Annotated in this window: 11 protein-coding genes; 7 read left to right on the top strand and 4 right to left on the bottom strand. The window is 49.2% G+C overall.

What is annotated here, in order from left to right:
• From GX117_07895 to GX117_07880, 4 genes are all read right to left on the bottom strand, one after another.
• On the bottom strand, positions 1 to 480 hold a 480-nt coding region (locus GX117_07895), incomplete at its 3' end, for a hypothetical protein (protein NLO33261.1).
• 95 nt (positions 481 to 575) lie between these two features.
• On the bottom strand, positions 576 to 1,163 hold the full coding sequence (locus GX117_07890; GenBank protein ID NLO33260.1) for a response regulator: 588 nt from the start codon (positions 1,161 to 1,163) through the stop codon (positions 576 to 578).
• 708 nt (positions 1,164 to 1,871) lie between these two features.
• On the bottom strand, positions 1,872 to 2,801 hold the full coding sequence (cysK, locus tag GX117_07885; GenBank protein ID NLO33259.1) for a cysteine synthase A: 930 nt from the start codon (positions 2,799 to 2,801) through the stop codon (positions 1,872 to 1,874).
• A gap of 150 nt (positions 2,802 to 2,951) precedes the next feature.
• Positions 2,952 to 3,266, bottom strand: a complete 315-nt coding sequence (locus tag GX117_07880) for a hypothetical protein (protein ID NLO33258.1) — start codon at positions 3,264 to 3,266, stop codon at positions 2,952 to 2,954.
• Between GX117_07880 and GX117_07875 the strand changes: the two genes are divergently transcribed.
• The 7 genes from GX117_07875 (at position 3,258) to GX117_07845 (ending at position 8,728) form a co-directional block, all read left to right on the top strand.
• Positions 3,258 to 4,268 (top strand): N-acetyl-gamma-glutamyl-phosphate reductase, encoded by a 1,011-nt coding sequence (locus GX117_07875; GenBank protein NLO33257.1) that lies wholly within the window; start codon positions 3,258 to 3,260, stop codon positions 4,266 to 4,268. The two genes, GX117_07880 and GX117_07875, sit on opposite strands and share 9 nt — an antisense overlap.
• The gene (gene argJ / locus GX117_07870; GenBank protein ID NLO33256.1) at positions 4,265 to 5,473 is read left to right on the top strand and encodes a bifunctional glutamate N-acetyltransferase/amino-acid acetyltransferase ArgJ; all 1,209 of its coding nucleotides are present in this window, start codon (positions 4,265 to 4,267) and stop codon (positions 5,471 to 5,473) included. Before GX117_07875 ends, argJ begins: the two co-directional genes overlap by 4 nt.
• Positions 5,474 to 5,496: 23 nt before the next feature.
• On the top strand, positions 5,497 to 6,390 hold the full coding sequence (gene argB, locus GX117_07865; GenBank protein ID NLO33255.1) for an acetylglutamate kinase: 894 nt from the start codon (positions 5,497 to 5,499) through the stop codon (positions 6,388 to 6,390).
• Between the two features lies 1 nt (position 6,391).
• Positions 6,392 to 7,030 carry a MotA/TolQ/ExbB proton channel family protein gene (locus GX117_07860; GenBank protein NLO33254.1) on the top strand — a complete coding sequence of 213 codons (639 nt, stop codon included), beginning with the start codon at positions 6,392 to 6,394 and terminating at the stop codon, positions 7,028 to 7,030.
• Positions 7,031 to 7,033: 3 nt separating this feature from the next.
• Positions 7,034 to 7,474: a biopolymer transporter ExbD gene (locus GX117_07855; GenBank protein ID NLO33253.1), complete on the top strand. Its 441-nt coding sequence runs from the start codon at positions 7,034 to 7,036 to the stop codon at positions 7,472 to 7,474.
• Positions 7,475 to 7,544: 70 nt separating this feature from the next.
• Entirely contained in the window at positions 7,545 to 8,345 is an 801-nt protein-coding gene (locus tag GX117_07850) for a hypothetical protein (GenBank protein ID NLO33252.1), read from the top strand.
• Entirely contained in the window at positions 8,342 to 8,728 is a 387-nt protein-coding gene (locus tag GX117_07845; protein ID NLO33251.1) for a hypothetical protein, read from the top strand. The genes GX117_07850 and GX117_07845 overlap by 4 nt, the downstream gene beginning before the upstream one ends.
• The last annotated feature ends 408 nt before the right edge of the window (positions 8,729 to 9,136 follow it).

Raw genomic sequence — 9,136 nt, 5'->3', positions numbered from 1 at the left:
GGCGAAATAACGGCTTTCCTCAACGACATAGTTTAAATCGATAACGCCTGTAGCACGGTTTGCGGTCGCATCTTTGATGTCGCGGGGCTCTGTGCCCGGCGGATAGATAAGGGGCTCACAATCTTTATCGTATAGAAAAAATTCGGAGGCTTGGGAGGGGCTCGAAGCGGATTCATAAGCGAAAAAACGCTCCAGTGCCGCCGGCTCCGGAGATTTTCCCGCATGGAGATCGCGCAAATAGTCAACGATAACAGGGGACTGCGCTACACGTACGGCGACTTGCTCCCGTTCATGAATAACCAATTGGATGCTGCCTGCTGTCTTGCGCACGGTGGTGCGCAGGTTATGGAGCACCGTGAAATGCTGCGCCTCCCGTGCGGCGAAATAGCCAATGAGCAACGCCAAGGTCATGGGAATGACACTGACCCACAAAATCGATAAAATGAATCTGCGTTCAATACTTGAACGGGCGGATTTCACGTCATAGCGCCTTTCTATGTAAAGAAGCCGGCGAACGAATCAGCTTCGGACGCCGGCCTCATTTTAGATGCAATATAAAGCTTAATACAAGCGCGTTATGCGTTGCCGACCTTCCGTTTCATCAGCTCTTTGACTTTGGACAAGAATTTGTCTACTTTAAAAGGTTTGGCAAGATAATCATCTGCGCCGCAGGAAAAGACGCGCTCGATGTCCTGTTCTTTATCTAAACAGGTGACCGCCATGATGGGGATATTGCGCGTCATTTCATTGTTGCGCAGGGCACGGCAAACATCAAAACCGTTAATTTCCGGCATCAGAAAGTCCAGCAAAATAAGATCAGGAGCCGTTTGAGCAGCACGCAATCCCACTTCAGTAGCGTTGCTGACCATAACAAGTTCATAACCTTCATCGCTTAAAATACGTTCCATTAATGCAAGCGCATCAGGATCATCATCAACGATCATGACCTGACGATGCCCTATAATTTTGTCACGGGGAAACATATCATACTCTTCCCGGAAGGTATCCAGATCTTTTTCTAAAATCCGGTAGTGCCCGCCCGACGTACGCGACGCTTTGATCAATCCTTGTTTGATCCAATTCTTGATGCTGTGATGCGTGACATGACACACTTTCGCTGCCTCGAAAGTTGTATAGGCTTTTTGGTCTCGTTCTCTATCCATTGTTACTACTACGTTCCTTTCTTTAATATGACTTGACTCACTACACTATGACAGTAGGTAAGACTTCGATGAATATATCACTTCCACACATAATTATCAAATTCAATGAAATTTGCAATAAGTATACCCATATCGACTACAAAGTGTCAACTGTAATTTTAATGCAGCAAAATTTTATAATCGACACATCATTTAGGTAATGAGTCGTAAATAGATAGATTTAATAGGCAATTACGCCCTGATTTGCTTTTATCTTTTTAAAAAATGGGGATATTATTTCGCGTAACGCCGTGGAACCGACTATTAATAATGATAATCCCAGCAGGATTTTGCGGTTTTCATTGTTTATAGGACAACGCTCAATAAGCAGCGCAACTTCTCTATGGGGTAAAAAAAACATTAACGATCCCATCATCGATAAGCCTCGGCAAGGATTACGTACGACCTGGGCCGTAATGCTGAGTAATGCACGGCGCCACACCGCACGCTATTCCATTCTTGGAAAATAGTATATCACCGGACCTTGGATAAATGCAATAAATAAGAATACTGTCTTGCATTTTTTTAGAAAGAAGGGGAGAGAAGGCAGGGGAGACCTTTAGTAATTCAAGGGGGAATTCTCTTGTAATAAAACGCAGATACACGCCGTCCCCTCCGGGTTCAGCGTTGTACCGGCGTTCTACAATGACTTGTTTTTATGGCGCGATGTTATTGTTCGAAGAGGGGCGTTGATAAATAACGCTCTCCTGAATCAGGCAGGATAACGACAATATTCTTTTCTGCATATTCGGGTTGTTGGGCGAGTCGTACTGCTACGGCGACGGCAGCCCCGCTGCTGATCCCCGAAATAATCCCTTCCTCTTTTGCGAGGCGTCTTGCCATTTCCAACGCTTCCTCATCGGAAACAGTTTCCACTTTATCAACGAGGCTCATATCCAAGACCTCGGGCTTAAAGCCTGCGCCAAGTCCTTGAATCTTGTGTTTGCCCGGTTTGCCGCCGGAAAGCACCGGTGAGGAGGCAGGCTCTACAGCAACGCTTTCTATGGCTTTGCCTTTAGTCGTTTTAATGAAGCGACTGATACCGGTAATGGTGCCGCCCGTCCCGACACCGGCAACGACCACATCAACACTGCCGTCGGTATCTTCCCAGATTTCCGGGCCGGTCGTTTTAAAATGAATGTCGGGATTAGCTGGATTTTTAAACTGTTGCGGCAAAAAGTAATCAGGATTCTCTTGTGCTATTTCTTCTGCCATAGCGATGGCAGCGGGCATTCCCTTATCGCCGGGAGTCAAGATCAAATCGGCACCAAAGGCTTTCAGCATCGATCTTCTTTCGATACTCATGGTTTCTGGCATGGTTAAGATGAGTCGATACCCGCGAGCCGCCGCGACAAATGCCAGCGCGATACCCGTGTTTCCGGAAGTAGGTTCGATAATGGTGCCGCCCGGCTGTATTTTACCTTGCTTTTCAGCTTCCCAAATCATATTGGCGCCGATCCGGCATTTAACGGAGTAGGCGGGATTACGCCCTTCAATTTTGGCAAGAATCATCCCCGATTTAGAGTGGGCCAACACATTGTTCAATTTGACGAGCGGTGTCTGCCCAATAGAATAGCTGATATCCTGAAAAACTCTCACTTCCTGTCCTTTCCTGTTCAAATACACTCCAATTTAATCAATAGATAAATTCGATTCTTTGTAAAAAAAAACATTCATGGAAATAATTATATTCCACAAAGGGAGTAATAATTATAAGGTATAAAAAAAATTACGCCTGAGATTGACCCGTCAAAATAATTCCCGCCTTGTCAATCTTGGAGAGGAAGGGAAGCGCTTTGAAGGGGAAAAAAACATAGTTTGCACAAGGTCTTCATGAACCGTATAATTTGAAGGAATACCTTTAGCTTCGCTCTTTGTTATAATTTCCCCTAATAGTGCACGATCCGGAGAGAATGCTATATCCATAACAAAGACGGATAGCGTGCTGTTTTTTAATTTCAGAAGCGTTGCCGATTCAAGATTCTTTGTACACAAAGATTCATCTTGTATCGCAACATTATCCAATAAATAATCTCTTAGTGAAGAGGAAAATCCATGATTCATGTAGGTGTTGTTGGTGCTACCGGCTATGGCGGCCGGGAATTGCTGCGTCTTTTAGTTGACCACCCCGAAGTTGATTTAAAAATGGTTGCCTCAACTAGTGTTCCGGGCAAACCCTTGGCAGAAGAGCTGCCCGCTTTCGGCAAACTCATTGATCTGACCTTTGAGTCTTTTGACGCCGCCGCGTTAGCAACCTGTGATGTTGTTTTTGTCGGTGTTCCCGGAAAAGCGAGCATGGCGCCCGTTGCGGATTTGCGTGCCGCCGGTGTTCGTGTCATTGATATTGGCCCTGATTTCCGATTGAAGGATACGGCTGTATTCACGCAGTATTATGGAGCTGATCATACGGCATCCCATTTGCTCGAAGAGTCGGTCTATGGACTGGTGCCTTGGTATAGAGAGGCGTTAAAATCCGCCCAATTAACCGCAGTGCCCGGGTGTTATCCCATCAGTGCGCTGCTGCCTTTGCGCCCCATTGTTGACGCCTGCGGCTCCAACTATCCCATCGTTATTGACAGTATCTCCGGCATTTCCGGTGCCGGTAAAAGCCTTTCCGAAGCCTTTCATTTCCCTGAAATGAACGAAAATTTAAAGGCCTATAAACTTGCGGTCCATCAGCATACCCCTGAAATCGAACAAGAATTGCTCCATAAAGTAATGGTGCAATTTACGCCCCATGTGGCTCCGCTAACACGCGGCATCTTAACAACCATCACCCTGCACCCCGATGTTCCTTTTGATCCCGCACCCTTTTATGAACGCTATGAAAAGGAGCCCTTTATCCGAGTGCTCGGAGAAGGGAAATTGCCGGAAATACGATATGTGCGCGGTTCCAATTTCTGCGATTTCGGATGGGTTCACGATAAACGGACCGGCAACCTGCTCCTTGTCAGCGCCATTGATAATCTGATGGGCGGCACGGCAGGCATGGCTGTTCAATGTATGAATCTCATGTTTGGCTTGGAAGAAACCTTAGGGCTTCGGTGGGGAGCAATGGCACCATGAATACGCTCAAGAAAGGCGTCTGTGCGCCCCAAGGTTTCACAGCGGGCACCGCTGCCGGCGGCATCAAAAAAGCGGGAACCACCCGCTTGGATTGCGCCATTATCGTCAGTGATCGGCCCGCATCGGTGGCAGGTATGTTTACCACGAACCGCGTCTTCGCTGCGCCCGTTGGGTATTGCCGCGGCGTCTGTGCCTCGGGTCACGCACGCGCTATCGTAGTGAACAGCGGCAATGCCAATGCCTGTACGGGCGATCAAGGCGATGCCGACGTATTGGAAACGGCACGTGTCGTTGGCGAAGCCATCCCTTGCGAAGCAAAAGAAATCTGCGTGTGCAGCACGGGCGTTATCGGTGTTCCCATGCCTATGGAACGCTTGACGGCGGGGCTCCTTCAATGCGCCCGGGCGTTGAGTGATGAACAGGGAGAAGCTGTTGCACGGGCCATCATGACAACGGACACGGTTCCTAAATGTGTTGAGGCAGAGGTGAAGCTCCCTGAAGGCACAGTTCGTATCGGCGGCACTGCCAAAGGTGCCGGTATGATTGCGCCTAATCTAGCCACCATGCTCGCCTTTCTGACTACGGACGCCCATATAGCGCCTGCAAATCTCAAAACGATTCTAAGCAACGCAGTGAACCGATCCTTCAATTGCATTTGTATTGACAATGATATGAGCACCAATGATACGCTCTTATGTCTTGCTAACGGCGCTTCCAACACGCCGGAGCTCCTGCCGGGAACAGCGGCTTTCGAGCAGTTCCAAGAACGCTTTACGGAAGTATGTATCGATTTGGCGTGCGCCTTGGTACGCGACGGCGAAGGGGCTACCAAATTTGTTGAAATTACCGTTCAAGGCGCGAAGCACGATGCCGACGCCCGATTGATAGCGGGCACCATTGCACGCTCTCAACTGTGTAAGACTGCTTTTTACGGACAGGATGCCAATTGGGGACGGATCGCCTGCGCCGCCGGTTATGGAGGCGCGCCTTTTGATCCACACAAAATGGATGTCGTTATCCAAGGTATCTGTGTGTTGCGCCAAGGATGTCCCACAGCATATTCTGAGGAAAAGATTCAGGAATTGATGAAAGCCTCCGAATTGAAAGTAGAAGTGACACTTGAAGAGGGCTCCGGTCAGGCGGTTTTTTGGACATCTGATTTGAGCACTGACTATGTAAAAATAAACGCGGATTATCGTACATGAATCACGTGGAGAACCAACCCATCATGAAGCGATTTATTGAGAAAGCGGGTGTGCTCATTGAAGCACTGCCCTATATCCGAGAATTCTTCGGCAAAACCGTCGTGATAAAATACGGCGGCGCTGCCATGCTCGATCCTGCGCTGCGCGCAAGCACGGCACAGGATGTCGTGTTAATGCGGTACGTGGGGATGCGCCCCATCATTGTTCACGGCGGCGGCCCTGCCATCAACGCTATGTTGAAAAAGCTGGACATTCAATCCGTATTCACCAAGCAGGGATTACGGGTTACCGATGCCAACACCATGAGCGTGGTGGAAATGATGCTCGCCGGATCTGTCAATAAAGACATCGTCAACTTGCTGAATCAGGCGGGCGGTGAAGCGGTGGGGCTGAGCGGCAAAGACGGCAAACTTCTTTGTGCCCGCAAAATTGCAGTCTCAGGTGATGAAGATATTGGCTTGGTCGGCGAAGTCGAACGGGTAAATACGAAAGTACTGGATGTCTTGTGCGATAATGGGATCATTCCGGTGGTTGCACCCGTTGCGACGGACAGCGCCGGCGGTACGTGGAATGTGAATGCGGATACCGCGGCGGGCGATGTTGCTGCTGCACTAAGCGCCGAAAAGTTGGTATTCCTCACCGATACACCGGGCTTATTAAGAGATGTGAATGATCCGAATTCGCTGATCCAACGTGTTCATGCTCGGGAGGTGGAGGCGTTGAAAGAGCAAAATGTTATTGCCGGCGGTATGGCGCCGAAAATTGATGCGTGTCTGAAAGCACTCAATGGCGGCGTGCGCCGTGCCCATATCATTGATGGGCGCGTCTCGCATAGTCTGCTTTTAGAAATCTTTACAGATAAGGGGATGGGATCATTGGTAAGTCACGACCTGCGCGAAGCTATGGAAGGAATATAATATGCGCGATTATTTTCTCGTCGATGTTATTTTTAAGGGCGGCATTCTCATGTGGCCCATCATGCTTTGTTCGATTATCGGGCTTGCCATAATTATCGAACGCTTTTTTGCGTTGCGGCGCGCCGATATTGATACCCGCGAATTCATGGATGTTATGCGCCAGCTTTTGCGGCAAAATCGTATTCGCGAAGCCATTGAAGTGTGCGATGAAGCGCAGGTGCCCGTCGCAAGAATCATGAAGGCGGGCATCCTAAAACATAATCGCAGCAAAGATGATATTCGCGAAGCCATCGAAGACGCAGGCCGTTTCGAAATCCCAAGGCTTGAACGCTATCTCTCTGCCTTGGCGACTTGTTCCAATATTGCGCCTCTTTTAGGGCTGTTGGGAACGGTACAAGGACTGATCAAAGCCTTTGGGCAAATCCAGCTCAAGGGCGGACAAGTCAAGCCCAGCGATCTCGCCGAAGGGGTCGGCAACGCACTGATTACCACGGCAGCAGGGTTGACCGTGGCAATACCCATTATTGTTATCTATAACTATTTCGTCACCCGTGTAGACGGTATGGTATTGGAAATGGAGATGAGTTCTTCTGAATTAATTGAATTATTGACTCGTCATCATGGCGAACGTGAGATATAATCCATGAAATTCAAAAGATCAAATGAACGCAAAGTGCGTGCCATCATCGACTCGACACCGCTCATTGACGTTGTCTTTCAGTTGCTCATATTTTTTATGTTGACCTCCAGTTTTGTGGTGCATACGACCGTTCCCGTCGAGCTGTCTGAAGCAAAGGGTACCTCCGAATTGGAAAACAAGGAAATGTCCATTACCTTGGCCTTTGGAACGGGCGGACCCGAGGATGGGGGTGAGGTCTTCATTAATGATGTAGCCATTAGCCATTGGACACAACTTACCCGAGCCATGGCGGAATTACGGGAACGGGAGCCGGAGGCCGTTGTTTTGATCCGTCCCGATGCACGTGTCCCCACAGAGCGATTGGTAAAAGTCTTGGGCTTTGCGAACGGTGTGGGCATTAAGCATTATGGCATTGCCGCTGTTCCACCCAAGGAAGACCAGTGACATGTCGGTCTCCGGGCCGCAAGCCCCAACACATAACGCACAAGACAGCAGGGGGAAAGGGAGCAATGTTTTGCTCGCTTCGTGGCGTAAACGCAGGCGACTCGGTATCGCCCTAATCGTCTCCCTATTCTTTCACTTGTCTATGATTACGGTTTTTAAAATTGTAATCGCATTGCCCCGCGAACAAGTCAGTTATTATGATGTGCATTTGGTCTACAGCGCGCCTGCTGAAAGAACGGACGTCGCTCAGCATCTGCCTCGTTCCGAAGATACCTTGTCGTTGACCGGAACCGCCCTCTACGGAGAGCTGCCGGAAGTAGAATTGCCCGTCGTTGAGTTCGCAGAACTGGAACGGCTGAGGATTCGCTTTGACGCTGCCCAAGCAGATCCCGGTGCGGATCGTATGTTCGAGGCTTACGCCCCTTCCGACAGCTGGGCACGATTCGGAAGTGAATTGCAGCGCTTTGGCAAGACACTGCGTGAGTTTGCTTTTCCCGGAGACGGAGCCGCCGATACGACCGCAGCACAGATCGCGCAAACGACAAGAGTACAAAGTCATCGACCTGCAGAAGGCTTTGAGGCGTACATCGAATGGAACGGTCCCCCTGCAGATCGGGAGTTGCTCTTTGCGCCGCCTATCCAAGCCTTGTGGGGCGTGAATCCTGATCGCTTTGACCGCCCCATAGAAATGGTTTTCAAAGTCGATGCAAACGGCAAGGTCGAAAATGTATGGAGTCCTCACCTTGAAAACTCTACCTTGTTGGACGACGTACAAATGGCCGTGCTCCGCTATCGTTTTGCGCCCTTAACCGATAGCACAGCTGAACAATCCGGTGTCTTGGTCATTCTTGCCGCGGAGGCAGGATCATGATTGAAATACTTTTCAGCACGGCCATATTGCTCTACGGCGCACTGATCCTTTTCGGATTTATCTTTCTCTATTTCTTCGGGGAACTGCGGGCACGTCATGTATACCGCGTTTTAGAACATCAGTTTTTATGGCGCTGTTCCTTTTGTAATTTCATGTACCTGGATGAACAAGCGTCTACCCTATCTTTGTGTCCCCGCTGCGGCAGCTACAATACCGTAACCGATGCACAAGATCGCGCTGTCAGCAGGTCACTGAGCCAACAGATCAAAGAGGAAGCGCAGGAAAGCGCCCGTGAAAAAGAGGAACAAATCCCGACGCGCCGAAATCCGGCAAGAAGGAAACGGCCGGGACAAAGACGACGCGGACCAAGAAGTAGGCGTTGATTACGTCACGCACCTATCTTTCTTAAGCGTACTGTTGGCGTATATTCCGACTTAAAGAGATTGAATATACTGTTGATTCAGGAAGTTGAAAGAGCATTCCCACCCGCCGCTTTATTTCTGAACAAAAAACACAAGCTACGACCATCCTCAACCAATAAATAATTAGCCTAAGATCCGTGACTTTTGTTTGTGTTGAAGTCCCCACGCTTAATTGAACTTATGACTTAAACTTTTGTAATATTTACAGTCAATTGCGCCTTACCCCATTCTTAGACCACGAACCGCCAAATTTAAGGTGGAATCTGTGTCTCCTGTTTGCGTGACATGAGGGCCTTGGCTGTTCTCCCTTGCAATGCCTTCGCGTAGCGTAGCCCGTCCCCGATAGGGGCAGCCCGTAGGGCTGAGGGC

This window comes from Candidatus Hydrogenedentota bacterium (genome assembly GCA_012523015.1).
Taxonomy (GTDB): domain Bacteria; phylum Hydrogenedentota; class Hydrogenedentia; order Hydrogenedentales; family CAITNO01; genus JAAYBJ01.
This window is presented reverse-complemented; position numbering and strand designations above follow the sequence as displayed.